The sequence below is a fragment of the Bifidobacterium sp. ESL0825 genome, assembly GCF_052606465.1.
In genome coordinates this window covers 1,490,068-1,506,970 of the sequence record NZ_CP199589.1, presented here as the reverse complement: position 1 = coordinate 1,506,970, position 16,903 = coordinate 1,490,068, and the positions used below count along the sequence as shown (strand labels likewise).

12 protein-coding genes are annotated in these 16,903 nt (G+C 52.3%); 8 read left to right on the top strand and 4 right to left on the bottom strand.

All coding sequences use genetic code 11. The features are described from left to right. The first annotated feature begins 110 nt into the window (after window positions 1–110). From ACUIAG_RS06505 to ACUIAG_RS06485, 5 genes are all read left to right on the top strand, one after another. On the top strand, window positions 111–992 hold the full coding sequence (locus tag ACUIAG_RS06505) for a helix-turn-helix domain-containing protein (RefSeq protein ID WP_445339410.1): 882 nt from the start codon (window positions 111–113) through the stop codon (window positions 990–992). Window positions 993–1,194: 202 nt separating this feature from the next. Next, on the top strand, window positions 1,195–2,367 hold the full coding sequence (locus tag ACUIAG_RS06500; RefSeq protein ID WP_445339409.1) for an extracellular solute-binding protein: 1,173 nt from the start codon (window positions 1,195–1,197) through the stop codon (window positions 2,365–2,367). A gap of 410 nt (window positions 2,368–2,777) precedes the next feature. Further along, window positions 2,778–3,566, top strand: coding sequence for a carbohydrate ABC transporter permease (locus ACUIAG_RS06495; protein ID WP_313841302.1), 789 nt, complete (start codon window positions 2,778–2,780; stop codon window positions 3,564–3,566). Then, window positions 3,563–4,378, top strand: a complete 816-nt coding sequence (locus ACUIAG_RS06490; protein WP_313838589.1) for a carbohydrate ABC transporter permease — start codon at window positions 3,563–3,565, stop codon at window positions 4,376–4,378. Before ACUIAG_RS06495 ends, ACUIAG_RS06490 begins: the two co-directional genes overlap by 4 nt. A 95-nt stretch (window positions 4,379–4,473) precedes the next feature. Beyond that, window positions 4,474–6,615 carry a glycoside hydrolase family 31 protein gene (locus tag ACUIAG_RS06485; RefSeq protein WP_445339408.1) on the top strand — a complete coding sequence of 714 codons (2,142 nt, stop codon included), beginning with the start codon at window positions 4,474–4,476 and terminating at the stop codon, window positions 6,613–6,615. A gap of 500 nt (window positions 6,616–7,115) precedes the next feature. Here the strand turns inward: ACUIAG_RS06485 and ACUIAG_RS06480 are convergent, their stop codons facing one another. The 4 genes from ACUIAG_RS06480 to ACUIAG_RS06465 form a co-directional block, all read right to left on the bottom strand. Next, window positions 7,116–9,122, bottom strand: a complete 2,007-nt coding sequence (locus tag ACUIAG_RS06480) for a glycoside hydrolase family 127 protein (protein ID WP_445339407.1) — start codon at window positions 9,120–9,122, stop codon at window positions 7,116–7,118. A 48-nt stretch (window positions 9,123–9,170) separates the two neighbouring features. After that, window positions 9,171–9,989, bottom strand: a complete 819-nt coding sequence (locus tag ACUIAG_RS06475) for a carbohydrate ABC transporter permease (RefSeq protein ID WP_313838585.1) — start codon at window positions 9,987–9,989, stop codon at window positions 9,171–9,173. A 12-nt stretch (window positions 9,990–10,001) separates the two neighbouring features. After that, window positions 10,002–10,943 carry a carbohydrate ABC transporter permease gene (locus ACUIAG_RS06470; protein ID WP_445339406.1) on the bottom strand — a complete coding sequence of 314 codons (942 nt, stop codon included), beginning with the start codon at window positions 10,941–10,943 and terminating at the stop codon, window positions 10,002–10,004. A gap of 178 nt (window positions 10,944–11,121) precedes the next feature. Beyond that, on the bottom strand, window positions 11,122–12,447 hold the full coding sequence (locus ACUIAG_RS06465) for an ABC transporter substrate-binding protein (RefSeq protein WP_445339405.1): 1,326 nt from the start codon (window positions 12,445–12,447) through the stop codon (window positions 11,122–11,124). A 245-nt stretch (window positions 12,448–12,692) separates the two neighbouring features. Between ACUIAG_RS06465 and ACUIAG_RS06460 the strand changes: the two genes are divergently transcribed. From ACUIAG_RS06460 to ACUIAG_RS06450, 3 genes are all read left to right on the top strand, one after another. After that, window positions 12,693–13,712 (top strand): LacI family DNA-binding transcriptional regulator, encoded by a 1,020-nt coding sequence (locus ACUIAG_RS06460; RefSeq protein ID WP_445339404.1) that lies wholly within the window; start codon window positions 12,693–12,695, stop codon window positions 13,710–13,712. An 871-nt stretch (window positions 13,713–14,583) separates the two neighbouring features. Then, on the top strand, window positions 14,584–16,221 hold the full coding sequence (locus ACUIAG_RS06455) for an anthranilate synthase component I family protein (RefSeq protein WP_445339403.1): 1,638 nt from the start codon (window positions 14,584–14,586) through the stop codon (window positions 16,219–16,221). Next, the gene (locus ACUIAG_RS06450) at window positions 16,202–16,792 is read left to right on the top strand and encodes an anthranilate synthase component II (RefSeq protein WP_445339402.1); all 591 of its coding nucleotides are present in this window, start codon (window positions 16,202–16,204) and stop codon (window positions 16,790–16,792) included. Before ACUIAG_RS06455 ends, ACUIAG_RS06450 begins: the two co-directional genes overlap by 20 nt. Window positions 16,793–16,903 lie beyond the last annotated feature (111 nt).

Here is a 16,903-nt window from a genome sequence, read left to right as displayed (position 1 = left end):
GTATTATTTTGACTTCTAATTTGATCTGCGGGGGAAGGACAGCACGAATAGGCTTTCGATAGCTTTGTTGCACTTGATAGTGTCAGATTGCAGCGGAGGTTTACATATACATGAGAGACAGCGCAGTTGATCGCGGGGCACTTGAGGTTGTGGTGCCACGAGGAGATGAATCAATCCGTTGGCTGGAGCACGGCTACCCGTCCGCTCTGGCCCGGTGGCATTATCACCCGGAGATAGAGATCCATTTGATCAGAGAAAGTAGAGGCTACATGATGGCCGGTGACGGCATGGTCTCTTTTTCTCCAGGACAGGTCTCGCTTTTGGGAAGCAATGTGCCACACAATTGGATTTCTGATCTGACTGCAGGCACAGTCATCTCGCACAGGGATGTGGCTTGTCAGGTTCATCCCAACCGTATCCAGGCCCTTGCGCGGATCTTTCCTGAGGCTGGCCAGATTTCGGCTCTCCTGCAGAGGGGACATCAGGCGATCGTACTTTCCGGTCAATCCGCCGTCCGGGTCGCCACGATACTGATGGATATGGGGAATCACCGTGAACTTGACCGGCTGATTGACCTCTTGGAGATATTCAGAGTCTTCGTGCAAGCTCCGAGCAATGAATGGTCCACCATGGTCACTCCGGGCTATGAGCCTGATGCTTCAGTAGATGCGGCTAACCGGATCAATCAGGTCCTGGCCTATGTCAATTCACATATTGCGGGCCAGATAAGCCTGAACGGGGCCGCAGAGGTTGTTTCGATGAGTCCATCGGCCTTCTCCAGGTTCTTTAAGAAGGCTGCAGGAATCAACTTTTCCGACATGGTCCGTAGGCTGCGCATCTCCCGAGCATCCCGCCTCCTGGTCACGACCGACTTGCCCATTGCCAGTATTCGAGCTCGAAGCGGATTTGGCAATGTTGCCAATTTCAACCGTCGATTTAAACAGGAGATGGGAACGACGCCAAGAGCCTACCGGCAATCCCATCGGTACTGAGCTAACCAACCAATGATACTTATTTGTCAAATATTAATGCTGTTTTGCCCTTTTAGGCGTTTGGAGGAACAGAGAATTGCAGGCAGCTGTGATTAGCGCTATCTTATTTTGTGCAACGGATTGATTAAATAAGATCCGTCCTGTATTCATCCTTAAACACTCGCGATGAAGCGTGTTTTGGTGTCGCAGAAAAGAGAAACAAATGGTAACAAAACAAACGAAGGCATTGGCAACACTGGTGTCACTGGTTCTAGCTTGCGGAGGCCTGTCCGCTTGTGGCGGGGGGGGGGGGGGGGGCTCCGATGCTCATGACAAGGAACTTGTGTTTCTAGATGGATATCCAGAACGGAAGGATGACTCCCCATGGGGCAAGGCCGTTCAGGGATGCGCACCCAAGGGATACACGATAAAGCGCCAGCTTCAGGACGAGACAATGAATCCTCTGACCATCGCAGTCAAAGAGAACAATGCGCCTGATATCGCTATGATCGACAATCCATCCATGCCAACCGCCGTTGATTCAGGAATGGTGGTCGACATGAAAGAAGCAGGCGTTGATACCAGCGGATTCGATAAGAACATAGCGGCACCAGGAATCATCGACGGCAAGACTTACGGAGTCAGTTACGGTGTCAATACCTTGGGCTTGTACTACAAACCAGATATTTTACAGAAGGCCGGGGTCGATCCGGCTGGCATCAAGGATTGGGATTCGCTTAATGCGGCCATCCAGAAGGTAGTCCAAGCAGGTTTTAAAGGTATTTCATTCTCAGGGATAGCCACTGAGGAAGGAGTTTTTCAGTACCTTCCTTGGTTCTGGGGCGCAGGCGGGGATCTGGAAAATCCTGACTCTCAAGCTGCCCAGGATGCTCGCGACCTCCTTTCAGGGTGGGTTAAGAACGGGTGGGCTCCAAAATCATCCACCACGAATAACCAGTCAGCTGCTTGGGATGTCTTCATGAGCGGTGAGTATGGTTTCGCTGAGAATGGCTCTTGGCAGGCGGAGAGTGCCTCCAAGAAAGGTTACGGAGTGCTTTCCATCCCTGCTAAGAATGGTGGGCCGGCTAAGGTGCCGGCGGGTGGCGAGTTCCTGGTCCTTCCCTTCCATAAGAAGGGTGATGAGACCAAGCAAAAGGCTGCTGCTCAATTCCTGAATTGCTTGACGGGTCGTGACCTTCTCAAGGCCAGTGAATCTACTGGGTATCTTGCTTCTAAAAAAGCAGTAAGAGAACAACAGTTAAAGGACCAGGCCTACTTGCAGAGCTGGGACCAACCTGCGGCTAACGCCCAAGGACGCACCACCCGACTGGGGCTTAAATACGAGAACGTTTCTTCCGACCTCTCCAAGAAACTTCAAGCCGCCCTCAACAAGTAAGTCCATGATTATTCGGTAGAGCGACTCTCAGCCAGTAAAGCAACTTGTGACTGGTGAATTCCGAATATGGTGGATAGCCCTCAAGCACTTGAGGCTATCCACTTGATGCCGGCAAGGGGTCGAAAGCCGATTCCTGTGTCGGATTGGAACAGTCGCCTACCGTATTTGTTCACTTCGTCCAGATTCAGATTCTGGGTCTGCTGATTGCCTCTTCTGCCCAGCAAGAGAGGCTTTGCTTCAACTGGTATATTCCTGATTTCCATTTTTGAAAGAAAAACATGATTTCCTTCCAATCCTCAACTACGAGGAGACCATGGCGGTTCACCCGCCTTGCGGCTTGGGGGTTCGCGCTCCCACTCTGCATTTATTTGATCCTCTTCTACGTCGCCCCCCTCCTGCAAAACATCTCCATGAGCCTGCATAGGTATACCCGCCGAACCTTTGTGACCGGAGGTGCCCCCTTTGCTGGGCTGGATATATATAAAGAGGTGCTCTCTTCAAACGAATTTTGGACCACTCTTCTGCACACTCTTATCTTTGTGGTCGCCTCCATTGCCGTTCAGTACACTCTCGGACTGGCCCTGGCTGTTTTTTTCAACCAATCGTTCCATCTATCCTCCTTCTTAAGAGGCATTTTCCTGGTCCCTTGGCTTCTGCCCCCAATGGTTTCAGGAACGGTCTGGCAGTGGATGATGGATGCTGACAACGGAATTGTTAACAAGTTCTTGGGTCTATTTGGAGTCGACCCGATTTGGTGGCTGCAGGCAGATCATTCACTGTGGTCTGTGATCATCGCCAACATCTGGCTTGGAATACCTTTCAACCTAGTAATCCTCTATGCGGGTCTGCAGAACATTAACGGAGACCTCTACGAGGCTGCCGCGATTGACGGAGCAAATGCCTGGCAACGCTTCTGGAAAATTACCTTCCCCCTCTTGCGGCCAGTGACTCTCATTACCCTTATGCTGGGCTTCGTCTATACCCTAAAGACCGTCGACATTATTTGGATCATGACCCAGGGTACTGGTACCTCCCAGACCCTTGCTACCTGGGCCTATGCATTGGCTTTCGCCAAAGGCAGCAACATGACAATCAAGTACTCGGAGGCATCCGTTATAGGGACGGTGTTGATCCTGGTGGCCCTCATCTTTGCATTCATCTACCTCTGGGCACAGAAAAAGGAGGATGAACTGTCATGAAACCACGTCCTACATGGTGGAAAACGTTGATTGCGATCCTGATAACAATGGTTATGCTCTTCCCGCTCTACTGGATGATCAACATATCCTTCACCCAGCGCAGATCGATTCGAGCGGCGGATCTGTACCCCAAGGATTTCACACTCTCCAACTATTCGGCCATGATTCATACCCAGTTGCCCTACCTAGGCACTTCGCTCTTGATAGCTTTCAGTGTGGTCATTGTGACGCTTATCATAGCTCTCCCGGCTTCCTATGCTCTGAGCTTCCTGAACTTCGCCGGCAGTCGCAGTATGAACTTCATCCTGATCCTGGCCCAGATGATACCGGCTGTGGTTATGTCATTGGGCTTCTATCAGATCTTCAATGACTTGGGGTTGCTTGACTCCATTCCAGGGCTAATTCTGGCTGACAGTACCTTATCAGTTCCCTTCGCGGTCATCCTGCAGACTGCTTTTATGCAAACTATGCCTAAGTCTTTGATCGAGGCGGCTAAAATCGATGGGGCTTCAAATTGGCGGATATTCATGGAGATCGTCATACCGTTGTCCCGGAACACTATAGTGACGACATCCCTTTTCGCCTTCCTTTGGTCTTGGTCGGACTTCATGTTCGCTTCGACGCTCAATGCAGGAGGCGGCAAAATGAGGCCCATAACCATGGGCATCTATGATTTCATTTCCGCCAATAACGAGGAGTGGGGCCCGTTGATGGCAACTGCCGTTATGGCTTCCGTTCCTACGGCTGTTCTTCTCTTGGTAGCACAGAAATATGTGGCAGCCGGCGTTACTGCCGGAGCCATTAAGGACTGATGAAATTTGAGCCGTACAATCCGACCGACTTGGCGTTCCGTAGAACTCGGATTCAATAAGCAAATTTCATTTAATATACAAAGTTTGGAGAGATCATGACGCAATTCAAGACAACAGAAGACGGTAAGGCCCTTCTCTGGACAGGGGATGGGGAATATCTGAGGATCGAACCATGGGGTCAGGGGCTGCGCGTCCGTGCTTCTATGATGAGCCCGATCTCGTTGGATCAGGATTGGGCCCTCCTACCCTGCAAGGGCCCAGCTAATTCCAGTATCGAGATCTTTCCAGATGAGGATCGGGCTACGGTGACCGTCGGTGATATCCGACTAATTGCGGAAGGAGGGTATGAGTGGAACGGCTCTCGTGGATATGGAGTTGCCACTTGTAGACTCCGGTTCTTCAACAAGGAGGGAAAATTCCTTTTTGAAGAGAGTGATAACGGGGGTTCGTTGAACCTGAAAGCCAGAGACTACCAGTCCATATCGGGTGGTGATTATCGGGCTACTGTTACTTTTCATGCTCCTGATGATGAGTGTTTGTATGGGATGGGCGAGTATCAGCAGGATCGGTTGGATTTGAAGGGGTGTTCGTTTGAGTTGGCGCATCGGAATTCGCAGGCGTCGGTGCCGTTTGTGGTGTCGAGTGCGGGGTATGGGTTTTTGTGGAATAATCCGGCGGTTGGCCGGGTGTCGTTTGCATCGAATGGGACCAGGTGGTGCGCGGCTTCGACGCGGCAGATTGATTATTGGGTGACGGCGGGTTCGTCGCCGCGGGCTGTGGTGCGTCGGTATGCGGATGTGACGGGGCATGCGCCGGTGATGCCTGAGTGGGGGTTGGGTTTTTGGCAGTGCAAGCTGCGCTATTGGAATCAGCGTCAGGTGGAGGATGTGGTGGAGGGGTTCCGTCGTCGTGGGATCCCGTTGGACGTTGTGGTGGTGGACTTCTTCCATTGGCCGCATATGGGCGATTACCGGTTTGAGGATGAGTTCTGGCCTGACCCTGAGGGCATGTGCGAGCGGCTGCATGCCCAGGGCGTCAAGGTCATGGTCTCCGTCTGGCCACAAGTAGCACTATCCAGCGAAAACTATGATCTAATGAGGCAGAACAACCTGCTGATCCATGCTGAAAAAGGCGAAGATATAGCTATGATGTGCTGGGAGCCCTGTACTTTCGTCGATGTGACTAATCCTGATGCTCGTAGGTTTGTTTGGGATCTTTGCAAGCGCAATTATGCGGACAAGGGGGTGGATGCGTTCTGGCTGGATGAGGCTGAGCCTGAGTACGGGACGTATGATTTCGACAATTACCGGTATTATGCCGGGCCCAATGTGGAGGTGGGGAACATTTATCCCCTGGAGTACAACAAGGGCTTTTATGAGGGTCAGCTGGAGGCGGGCCGGGAGGGCCGGATCGTGAATCTGACCCGGTGCGCCTGGGCTGGTTCGCAGCGGTACGGGGCGCTGGTCTGGTCGGGGGATGTGGGGTCCTCCTTCCAGGATCTGAAGGCGCAGATCACCTGTGCCATCCACATGGGCATGGCTGGCATCCCCTGGTTCACCACCGACATGGGCGGCTTCCACGACGGGGACATCGAAGACCCCCAATTCAAAGAACTATTCATCCGCTGGTCTCAATTTTCCTGCTTCCTCCCTGTTATGCGGAACCACGGCAACCGCAGTCTTTCCCACCCACATGCCGATGACCCATCACTTGCCGCCTTGGATGCTCCGCATGAACGGCTTTTGAAAGAGGAGGGGGAGTTCAAGGAGGTCGTCAGGGCCCAGGATGGTTCACCACGGTTCTATTCTGGCGCTGATAACGAGCCATGGTCCATGGGTAAGGAGGTTGAGGCCATTCTCGTAAAGTACATCACCATTCGAAATAAGATGCGCCCCTACCTCCGTGAGCTATTTGACCAGGCCCACAAAGATGGCGACCCTATCGTACGGGGTCTCTTCTACGAGTTCCCTCAAGATCACAGGGCTGCCAGGTTGAGCGATGAGTACATGTTCGGACCGGATATATTGGTGGCTCCTGTGGTTCAGGCGGGGGCGCGTTCGAGGGAAGTCTACCTGCCAGGCGGGGAAGAGACCATATGGGAGAATCTCTCTGACGGCCAGATTTACCATGGTGGTGCATGGCAGACGGTTGAAGCCCCCTTGGACGTCATACCCCTCTTCGCGCGTCAGGGCAAAGATCAGGGATTAAGAAAAGCTATACAGGAGGCTTCCGCCTGAGCCTTTCTTGCCTTATAAGGCACCGTCGGGCCTAAGAACTCGACGGTGCCTCCTCTGCTTGCATGGTGAAGATGTGTTCTGTGAATATGAGACAGAACTTTTCTTTATCGTTGTTTTATAAGAATGATCCCCAGCCTAAGTGAGCAGTTGATTGCGTCTTTCTTCAGGATGGACCTCAATAGGCCAACCGATATCAAGTTCTTCCGTTTGTTGTCATCATTCTGCATCAGGTCGGGGCACGTGCCTTGGCTTTCCAGATTTCATAACGCACCCATTCGTGGATTAATTTTCATAGTTGGGTGATGGCTATTTTCGTGAGTACCACGATTCTTCTGACGCACCTGAATCACAGCATTCAGAGCCCTAATAGAGGGTTGACCGAGGTATACGCAGATCCGAGGATGACAGCTATGGTTAATTGTCATGGCCGAAGTGCCATTCTGTCTGAGAACGTCAAGATGGAATGGCACTTCGACAGGTGCTTGGTTGAAAGGTGCAGTCTACAAATCTGCATGCAGCCAGACGCTCATCGCTCCTTCGGCGCGATTAGCCCAGGCATAATAGGGGATCAGTGTCATTGTCGATTTTTGGCTGACTATCGATTCTTGGGCTGAATCATACGATTCGTATAAATTCGACGAGGTATTCTCCTGTAGTTCACATGGCACTTTTAGGGTCATAACACCGCCTAGTAGATCTTTCTGATACTTGGTTTTCACTTCGTTGCCCGGCCAGCTCAGGGCTTCATGGGTGACGCGATACCTATGGAGCGGTTGGTCGTTGTCAACGCTTTCGGCGCAGAAAACCTGGGGGCCACGCATGAATGCCACCTTGTAGGAGTCCGCTCGAACGGTTGATGAGGCGACCATAGCCTTGGGTTCCATATCCAGTGTGAGTGACACTGATACATGATCATCATCAGGTCCGATTTCTATAAATACGAAGCCTTGATATGGCTTTGTTGTGATAGGCTGACTGTCCCTTACAACGGTATAGCGCTTCTGCGACCAGGACGGTATGCGTATGGCAAAGGAGAATTGGGCCTTCTCTGGGTTGTCAATTTCGAATCTGATCTCTCCTGTTCGAGGGAAGTCGCTTTGCTGTTTGATGACGATTCCGTGGTCAAACTTTGTCCGGTTGGCTATAAATTGATGGGAATAAATGATATCCATGCCATTATGACGATCGACAACATAGATGTATTTATCAATAGAGGCAACTAACCGGGCAATGTTCGATGGGCAGCAGGCACAGCCGAACCATTCAGCACGATGTGTGAGCACATGAGCATAGTCGGGGTTATATCTTGATGCTTCGGGATCTGCGTCAAGAGGGTTGACATAGAAGAAATGCGAGCCGTCCAGGGACATCCCACTGATAGCTCCGTTAAACAGCTCCTTTTCTAGGATATCGGCGTATTCACTGCGCTGATCAATCTGAAGCATCCTGCGGGCGAACATCGCCATAGCCACCGAGGCGCAAGATTCTCCATACATCGTCCCATTGGGCAGGTCGTAATCGTAAGTGAAGGCTTCCCCCTGGTGTGTGGAACCCACTTGGCCAGTGATATACATCCGGCGATGGACGATATCTGTCCAGAGTTTTTGAGCCTCTTGAATCAGTGATGTATCATTCGTCAGTCGGCCTATCATGGCTGCCCCGATGCATAGATAAATTAGCCTTACGGCATGACCGTTGGCGGATTCCTGCTGAGTGAAGGGCTTGTCTATCTGGTAATAGGTATGATCGAATCGGTTGTCATCAAGCACTGGGATTCCACTGGGGCCTTGACGGAATTGCTCGTCTAAGAAGTCCGGATTTTGCCCACGTTCATGAATGAAGAATGAGGCCAGTCGCAAGTACCGCCTCTCGCCGGTCACTTCATAAAGGCGAGGAAGGGCTATTTCAATCTCAGGATGCCCATCTACTCCATGTATCTTGCCATCTTCTGGGCCGAAATGTGCATCAATGCAATCTGCCATGCCACGTGCAATGAGCAAGGCTTTTTCGTTGCCCGTGCTTCTGTAATAGGCTGTAGCAGCTTCGATGTAGTGCCCCATTGTATAAAGCTCATGTGATTGGCGGAGTCTGTGGAATCGCTCCTTTGGCGCGTTAATTTGGAAAAGAGTGACTAGGTATCCATCTTTGTCCTGGGCCATGCCGATCAAATCAATGAGTCGGTCTGCCAGGGTGCGCAGCTCGTTATCGTGCCGGTATTGAAGAGTATAGGCTACAGCTTCCAGCCATTTGTAGAGATCCGAGTCCTGGAATTGGTATCCCGTGTGGTGTCCCGATTTGAGTCCTGCCGCAATTTCAAGGTTACGTAGTGTATGGCCTCTCGTGGGTTCTGACATTTGCCCCGACGAAGGGTCCTTGGGAGTGCTGTATTGCCTTTCGTCGGCCATGACCGACCACTGATAGGGCAGAACTTTCTCCGCGACCAGTTGTCGATAATTGTTCCAGAATTCCGAGGTGATTTCGACTGAAATATTGTTGGAGATTGACATGATTTTCCTTGTGTGTTGAGCGACGGATGCTTTGCTTCCTAAGGACTTTTATCCCTTGACAGCTCCGGACATGAACCCTCGCACATAGTATTTCTGAAGGGCGAGGAAGAGAAATGCGCAAGGAATCATCAGGACTACAACACCTGCCTCGGTTATGCCATAGTCTATGGCGCCCAAGGCTTGGGAACGCATGTTGACCATGGCAAGAGGCAACGGTGCGTTCTCTGAACCGACCAGGTAGAGGGGAATCATGAAGTTGTTCCAAGCTTCGAGGAAGGCTAGGAGCCCAACTGTGATCATGGACGGGAGGACGGACGGGACAAGTATGCGAACCAGGGCCGTGAAAGAATTGCAACCATCGCATAGGGCCGCTTCCTCCAGAGATTTCGGAACCGTATTGAAGGCGATGCGCATGATGAATGTACCCATGGGCAATTGGAAAAGCGTCAGAACAAGCCCTACTCCGACCAGGGAATCATTCAGGCCGATGTTCTTGAACCAAACCATCATGGGAATCAGCAAGGAAGCATAAGGCACCATCAGTATGCTGAGTGTCACCATGAACCCCAGATTTCTTCCAGGATAACGGAAGCGGCTGAACGAATACCCAGCCAAGGTACAAACGACAACGGAGAAAACTACGGCAATGACAGTAACGATCACCGAATTCAAAACATAGTGCAGTAGACCTTCCTGGTAATGGGCCAGTTTAAGGTAGTTGGCGAATCCCCATCCTGAGGATTGCGATGATCCGGGTTGTGGAGACACGGAACAGACCACCACCCATACAAGAGGCGCTAAGAAGATCAGAGCGAGTACGGCCTGAAGCATCCGTGCCGTGTATGTTTTCCAACGAGGTGTAGACATAACCTGCTTCTTTCAGTCGTTATCATCGCGCATGCCGCGCAACTGAATGGAATTCAATACAATCAGGGCCATCAACACACATAGCGACAGGGCAGCGGCCATGCCTAGGTCCTTCTTAGATTCAAAGGCGAAGCTGTAAATGAGCTGTACAACGGTCAAGGTGGAGTTGTTGGGTCCTCCGCGTGTGATGATGAAAAATTGGTCGAATGCAAGGATCGATCCTGTTACGCAGTAGACCAAACACATGATGATGGTCGGTCGCATCAAAGGCAGGGTTATCGACGTGAAGATACGCAGAGGGCTTGCCCCATCCATCCTGGCCGCTTCATACAAGTCACCGGGTATCGCCTGTAGACCGATCATCATGAGGAGCATGTAGTATCCGGAGAAACGCCACACGATTACGACAATTGTCGCCCACATTGCGCTGCGCCCTGTGGCAAGGACCGAGTCGCCCGGATTCATGAGTCCCAGGAAACTGAGGATGCCGCTTACTGGGCCGACCTGGGGAGAGTACATTGCGTAGAAAAGAAGTGACGCGGAGGCCAGACCTGTGGCGCTAGGCAAAAGGAAGCAGGTTCGGAGGATGCTGTTCCACCGGCTTGATTCCTGCACGATCAAAGCCAATCCCAATCCCAAGGCCAGGAGGATCACAGTCACGATGACCGTGTACTCGAGAGTGAAAACAATGGATTGGTCGAGTAATGGGTGCTGGAATACCTTTATGAAGTTGTCAGGGAAGTTGAATCCCCGGCTTCCGCTCATTAGGCCCCAGCGTGAACATGCCATGACGACCAGGAGAAGGCATGGGATAAAGAGCAGGGTGACTATGAACACCCAATCAGGGAGTGCGTAGAGCCATCCTCGTCTAGTCTCGGCCTTTTCGACATCAGTCAAGCCATGATTTTTGGATCTTTTGCCGCGTGCCGGATTCCGCGTATTTTGACCGGCCATTGTGTTTCCTTTCATGGATGCAGATAGAATGCGCATATACGAGTGGGGTATTGCAGACGCTTTTAGCTGTGGATTAAGCGATTTCAATGAGCTTCAAGGTATGAGCAATGGCAAGGTACCCTACTGTTTTCAACTTCGTAGGGCACCTTACCAAAGAGTCGACGGATGAGTATGCCAATCACTGACTGAGGACAGCCGTTATCGCCTTATTGTCGGCTTCGAGCTTTGAGGCATCTCCCCATATTTGATTCTGCAGAAGAATCTGCCATGGTGATCCGGAAGCGTTGAATGCTTCATTGAAATGTGGAGAGACTGGTGTGCGGCCATTTGCTAGAGTGCTGTTCTCGATCTGTATCCGCGGATCCGATTGGCTGTACCCATTTTTGAGCACTTTCAGATTTGCGGCCGTGTCACCTTTGTCAGCGAAGGCACCTTGCTGCGCCTTTTCTCCTGTCAGCCACTTGAGGAAGTTCCATGCCTGGTCGGTCTTCTTTGAATCCTTGCTGATGCCTATGGCATCTCCGCCTAAGAAAGTCGATCCTTTGCCTTCCTTGGTGCCTGGGATAGGAGCGACGCCAAAGTGGAATCCGCCATTCTGCTCGTTCTTTATCAGGGAAGCAATGGCAGTACCGGAGTATGGCATGACACCAATCTTGCCGTTGAGGAAGGGGGTCGTCCACGTTGAACAGTTCTCTTCCTTGGCGCCTGCGCCGATTCCATTTTTAGTCTCTGCCAGGTCTCTGTATGCTTCATACACCTTCTTAGCGGAGGGGCCATCTAGCAAGGATTTGGTACCTTCCTTATTCATGACTTGGTCTCCGCTGGCCCAAACCATGGGGAAGAGCATAAAGATATCGGCTCCTCCGCATTGGCCGCCGACATAGGTTCCGGCAACCCCCTCATGGTCAAGCGCGGCAACCGCCTTGGCTTGTTGCTGGAATTCCTGAATTGTTGCAGGTCCCTTCTCGGGATCCAAGCCTGCCTGTTTATAGAGATCTTTGTTCCAAACCATGACTGAAACATCGGTGAAGAAAGGCAATGTATAGTTTCGGTTTTCCACCGTACCTGCGTCGATATGCCCCTGTTGCAGGTCTTTAAGATTGCTTAGGCCCTTGATCTGCTTGGTTATGTCAGAGAAAATTCCCTCAGAAGCCCAGTATGGTATCCTCACCACGTCTCCTGACAGAAGATCTGGCAGAGAATCCGTCTGGGAAGAGCTACCTACTTTTCCCTCCATATCTTCACTGGGCACAAGCTTGAGTTTGACGGAGTTCTTATGGGACTTGTTGTACAGGTTGACCACGTTCTTAGCCTGTGATTCCTTATCAGAGCGAACCCAAAGGACCAGTTCGGTTCCATCGTCGGTTCCGTCGGCCGTGATGTTTTTTGTGTTGGCTTCGCTGCTGCTGCCGCAGGCGGCGAGTTGGCCGATGCAGAGCACAGAAGCCATCAGGCCAAGACATAAGCGTTTTGTGATTGATATTGGTGTACGAGGATTTACCATATTGGCCTCCAATGCCCGGAACTCTTCTTCGAGCGGTTTCCTGTATGTACATTCCGGTTTGAATAGACGCTTTTTTAGTAGACTAAAAGCTCAATCTGTTCAAACCTTTTCACAATATATAACATCAGTAAAAACATGTCAATTTGGAGTTTCTATTTCTCGTTGTGAAATAAATGAACTAACTGTTTTCACTAGTAGTAAACTTGTTTGAGATTAGCGGCTTCGGCATGTATCCAGGGGGCAATATGGAAAAGGGCTCAAGAAAAAAATCTGCAAGACTAGTGGATGTAGCGGAGCGGGCTGGGGTTTCTGTGGCCACCGCTTCAAAAGCCCTTCATGATAATCCACGTGTGAGTGCACGAACCAGGAATCATGTCCAGAGGATCGCCAGTGAGTTGGCCTATACCCCTAATAAACTTGCCCAGTCGCTGGTCAGCGGGCTTACGGGAACTGTCGGACTGGTTACCTCGGATATGCAAGGCCGGTTCTCGACTCAGATTCTGATCGGTGCCGAGAACACCCTTGAGGCCGAGTCCTTCTCGGTTCTCCTGACCAATGCTCGGGGCGATCCGTCCTTGGAGGCTTTGCATGTCAGGAAATTGCTTTCCTTGAAAGTCGACGGTTTCATTCTGATGGGAAGGGAGACCGACCCCCGTGCATCCTGGGGTTCTGATTTGAATGTACCCTTAGTGTACGCTTATGCTCCCTCTACAGATCCGAGCGATGCTTCAATCACGTGCGATAACGTTGATGCCGGGAAAATGGCCGTCAACCATCTCATTTCCTGCGGTCGTCACAAAATTGCCATAATTGGTGGGGATGGAACCTTCGCAGCATCACAGGACCGGACCAAGGGCTCCATGACTGCACTCAAAGAAGCTGGCCTGAGGCCAGCGGGTCCTGTTCGATTCGGTCAGTGGGACGGCTCTTGGGGAAGGGGGGCCACTCGGTTGTTGCTCGATCAGGATGTCGATTTTGATGCGGTTGTGTGTCAGAATGACCAGATAGCGCGGGGTTGCATTGACGTGTTGAAGGAGCGCGGGATTCGGGTTCCCGAAGATGTCGCGGTTATCGGACATGACAATTGGAGCGAGCTGGTTGACATTTCCCGTCCAGAACTTACCAGCATTGACAATAACGCCATTGAAATCGGCAGTCAGGCTGCACAGATGCTTCTGGATGCCATAGGGGGTAAGCCCCACCATGGCATCCGCTATCTGCCTTGTCGTCTTATACAGCGGGGATCGACGGTGCTGCTTGATTAGCATTTATGGTCAGCAATACCGGTGGGGATACCTGTGTCAGGCGTCTTCAATGGCGGCGTAGTAAGTCACATAGATAGTGCAATACACTTTCTTGCTTTTCAGGTGTTACTCCAGCAACCTTGTTTGGCAAGTGTCAATCTAGCCTTTCTTCCGACATTGTGATGCACAAGGCTGTTGCAATCGTTCTGTGTAATGTCTGAATATCTTGTGGATAGTCGAATTATGGGTTTAGGGATCAAATTTTATAAGGCATAAGAGGGTGGATTGTTGGATGTTCTAGCCGAATCCAGTAGGTAGGCACTGCGAATGAGCCATATTATGAAAGTCCTTTCAACGCCATATCGGAATCCGAGCCGCTCTGCTTACGCCAACGAAGTGCATCTGCCTTCATTCGCCATGTTGAGCATAGGGCATCAGCGATCAGGAAGGTTCATGTCATTACCGGATAAGCAGGCTTAATTGTTGAGTTTGCGGTAAGCGTCACGCATGCCACCGTCCATGGCATCGTCAAAGACGGCTGATTTCGTCGCTGACATCGGCATCTATTGAAATGAACAGATTGCGTCCGAATGATGGATATCGGTTGGGCGTTCGCATCCTGGTGCTCTAGCATCGTGGCCATGGAGAAAACGACATCACTGAAGCCTTGGTTGCCCAAGGGTGCCTTCTTCTATGTTGATGCCCGATGGCGTTGATGTTTTAGCCGGTTCTTCTTCTGATTCCTATATCTGCCTCAGTGTTTGAGGTTGCTCTTTTATTATCTGCGGACATGTTGCCATAGGAAATCCGTATCTATGGCGTACAGAATCGGCATCGGGCGGGGTTTCGATGCCGTTTTCAAGCCGCAGTATCTGACCTAGGACGTGCTCTAATGACTATCAACGTAACTATGGAATCCCGCCGGTTCTCCAACGACCTCAATGCTCTGGCCATCTACAGGCGGCTGCGCACCAGATATCGGGAGGATCAGCTCTTCCTTCTGGAGTCTTTGAGCGGCCCCGATAAGGACCGGAATCGCTCAGTTATTGGATTCGAGCCCATGCTGACCGTGAGCGTGACAGACCACGTCATGACCATCGACCCTTTGGGCAATCCTCAGCTGACAGGAATTCTGAGGCCCTTTGACCGGATTGAGCAGGGAGTGGTCCATCTTCCGGTCTCCGGCATCCAGGAAGTCTTTGCAGTGCTGAGGCGGCTGGAATCCTCCTTCGCCATCAGCGGCGACCACGAAGGCCCCTTCGGAATGGGCTGGTTCGGCTACTTCGGGTATGACACCATCTTCATGATCGAGGATCTGGAGGAGCGCATACCAAGGGACGCGGCCTTGCCGGTCATTTCCTTGACCCTGTATCGGGGAATCATCACTTTGGATCTGAAGGCCGGAGACCACTGCGCCACTTTGATTCATGCCGAAGAGGATACTGCCGAGTGCGGCATTCCAAAGGGCGGGGACAATTTGCGAGAGCGCGGATCTTCTGCACAATCTGATGGGCAGGTACAGACTGCAGCAATCGAGGGCGGCAAGACTGGGCATGGATCCACGTCCTTAGAAAATGTGCTGGGGTTACTCCAATCCGACGTATCGCCGGGGCAATCTCCTGAATCGGATGCTGCCAAGAACGGCATCCAGGACGGCATTGGGCCGGACTATCCATATGAGGCCCATGACACGATTGACCGGGACCTCTTCTATCGGTGGTTTGCCAAGGGCAAGGAGCACATAGCCCAGGGAGATGTGTACCAGCTCCAGCTCGGGCATGAGATTCAGGTGGACTCCAGGATTCCGCCCTTCCAGGTCTACCAACGGCTGCGTCGGCAGGACCCGTCCCCCTATATGTACTATTTTGTGACTCCCCAAGGGGTACATGTCATCGGCGCCAGCCCCGAGCTCTTCATCGGGCTGACCCCTGATGGTGACATAACCCTGAGGCCCATCGCCGGAACTGTCGGCAATCCCGGAGATGATGAGGCCCGCCAGGCGGCCATCAGGCAGCTGACCGGCGACCCCAAGGAACGGGCCGAGCACCTGATGCTGGTGGATTTGGGGCGCAACGACGTAGCCAGGTGCTGCACACCCGAATCCTTGGAGGTGGACCGGCTGATGACCACCGAGGTTTACTCCCACGTCATTCATATGGTCTCGGATGTGGTCGGTCGAATCCGGCCTGGCCTGGACAAGTACGACGTCTTCTCGGCCGCCTTCCCCGCCGGCACCATGACAGGAACCCCCAAGGTGCGCGCCGTGGAGATCATCGAGGAGACCGAGGTCAGTTCGCGCGGGGTATATGCCGGGGCGGTGGGCTTCCTCGGATTTGACGGCCAGGTCCTGACGGCGCTGTGCATAAGGACGGCCTCCTACCATTCCGGCAGGTATCACCTGCGCGCCTCGGCCGGGATCGTCGAGGATTCTCAGCCGGAAAGCGAGTGGCAGGAGACCATGAAGAAGATGAGCTCGGCCTATCTGGCCATCACCGGAAAGGAGCTGGCCCATGAGAGTCTTGCTGGTTGATGCCTTCGACAGTTTCGTCTATGTGGTCAAGAACTACGTGGACCTGTTGGGCGCCGATACGACCATTGTCCGGGTGAACCACCTTGCCGAGGTGGATCCACTCACCTTCGATGCGGTCATCCTGGGCCCTGGACCGGGCCATCCGGAGGACTGCGGATACCTGGAGCTCCTTGACCGGGTTGCGGGACGGAAGCCGGTATTCGGCATCTGCCTGGGCATGCAGGCCATCGCAGTACATGCCGGAGCCCAGGTGGTCAGGGCCTCCAGCCGCCAGCACGGTAAGGTGAGCCGGATAAGAAACGACGGGAGGGGCTGCTTCACAGGGTTACCCGACACCTTTGAGGTGACCAGGTACCATTCCCTGGTTGCCGATGAGGCCTCGGTCGGGCAGGTCGCCGATCTGGAGATCAGTGCGCGCTCGCTTCTGGACGGGTATGTGATGGGCCTGAGACGTGGTCGATCGCTCATGGAAGGGGTCCAATTCCACCCCGAAAGTATCGGCAGTCAGTATGGTCACCAATTGATCGCCAACTTCTTCCGGGAGTACTGTGGCTCATCTGACAGGGACTGACTCATCAGAACCGGATCGGGTTGTTTTACTTGCAATCCGCTATGCAGCAAGCAGGGCCTGTGATTTGCTCAGAAAAGCCCGCAAGATGCTGTGGCGGATTTTATTCGTAAG

Excerpts from the sequence above, each read along its gene's own strand:
- ACUIAG_RS06495 (WP_313841302.1), top strand. The coding sequence starts at position 2,778 with ATGAGCCTGCATAGGTATACCCGCCGAACCTTTGTGACCGGAGGTGCC.
- ACUIAG_RS06470 (WP_445339406.1), bottom strand. The coding sequence starts at position 10,943 with ATGGCCGGTCAAAATACGCGGAATCCGGCACGCGGCAAAAGATCCAAA.
- ACUIAG_RS06465 (WP_445339405.1), bottom strand. The coding sequence starts at position 12,447 with ATGGTAAATCCTCGTACACCAATATCAATCACAAAACGCTTATGTCTT.
- ACUIAG_RS06500 (WP_445339409.1), top strand. The coding sequence starts at position 1,195 with ATGGTAACAAAACAAACGAAGGCATTGGCAACACTGGTGTCACTGGTT.
- ACUIAG_RS06475 (WP_313838585.1), bottom strand. The coding sequence starts at position 9,989 with ATGTCTACACCTCGTTGGAAAACATACACGGCACGGATGCTTCAGGCC.
- ACUIAG_RS06480 (WP_445339407.1), bottom strand. The coding sequence starts at position 9,122 with ATGTCAATCTCCAACAATATTTCAGTCGAAATCACCTCGGAATTCTGG.
- ACUIAG_RS06505 (WP_445339410.1), top strand. The coding sequence starts at position 111 with ATGAGAGACAGCGCAGTTGATCGCGGGGCACTTGAGGTTGTGGTGCCA.
- ACUIAG_RS06485 (WP_445339408.1), top strand. The coding sequence starts at position 4,474 with ATGACGCAATTCAAGACAACAGAAGACGGTAAGGCCCTTCTCTGGACA.
- ACUIAG_RS06460 (WP_445339404.1), top strand. The coding sequence starts at position 12,693 with ATGGAAAAGGGCTCAAGAAAAAAATCTGCAAGACTAGTGGATGTAGCG.
- ACUIAG_RS06455 (WP_445339403.1), top strand. The coding sequence starts at position 14,584 with ATGACTATCAACGTAACTATGGAATCCCGCCGGTTCTCCAACGACCTC.
- ACUIAG_RS06490 (WP_313838589.1), top strand. The coding sequence starts at position 3,563 with ATGAAACCACGTCCTACATGGTGGAAAACGTTGATTGCGATCCTGATA.
- ACUIAG_RS06450 (WP_445339402.1), top strand. The coding sequence starts at position 16,202 with ATGAGAGTCTTGCTGGTTGATGCCTTCGACAGTTTCGTCTATGTGGTC.